The sequence below is a fragment of the Massilia hydrophila genome (assembly GCF_020208145.1).
Taxonomy (GTDB): domain Bacteria; phylum Pseudomonadota; class Gammaproteobacteria; order Burkholderiales; family Burkholderiaceae_D; genus Telluria; species Telluria hydrophila.
Genome location: NZ_JAHYBX010000030.1, coordinates 1 through 660 on the forward strand (window position 1 = coordinate 1; position 660 = coordinate 660).

The window sequence follows — 660 nt, forward strand, 5'->3', positions numbered from 1 at the left end:
ACATGGAGATTATACCAACTGTTCCCGATAAGGGTAGTGGTACCATTTCCACTGTCTTTCAACATAAATTGACCTCTTTTGATATCTATATGTCCCATAATTTCAGGGTCTTTGGGTTGATCAATGATATCAAAAACTAAGTTTTCATTGACGTCAAATTTTACAATCTTCTCATCGAAAATATATCCGTTGCTGAAAATGCATTTTCGGTTTGCGCCCAATTTATGCTCACTTACCGTTGTGACCATTGGGCTCGGCATTCCTATATTAAAGAGCCAATAGCTTTCCTTCTGAGATATCGGATCGAAGGCGACCACGAGCTGCCATACTTGTGCTGGGCTCGCATGAATCAAGATCTCATCGGAGACCATATTTTCGTGATGATGATCACTCAGGGAGTCAACAATAAAAATTCCAAGTAACAGGCTAACAATGCTTATATTCAATTTTTGATTGCTCTTTTTAAACATTGACCTTCCAATAAAGGCGCCTGCGATAACAAAACCAAAAATAAGGGGGAAACAATTAAGAGGCAAATAATGCCTTCACCTAAGAATATAAAGCTCAGTAAGATAGCCATGAGACTACCCAAGGTAGAGCATGCCGTTATTTGTGTTCCTCTCATGTTGGTATCTTTCCAACACCAAGCCATAATAATAC

The 660-nt window shown here is 38.9% G+C and carries 2 protein-coding genes; both read right to left on the reverse strand.

What is annotated here, in order from left to right:
* The coding region (locus tag LE190_RS22190; protein WP_225240594.1) for an SRPBCC family protein at positions 1-470 on the reverse strand (470 nt) is incomplete at its 3' end.
* Positions 443-660, reverse strand: a 218-nt coding sequence (locus LE190_RS22195; RefSeq protein WP_225240595.1) for a hypothetical protein, incomplete at its 5' end; no start/stop codon positions are given. The genes LE190_RS22195 and LE190_RS22190, both read right to left, overlap by 28 nt.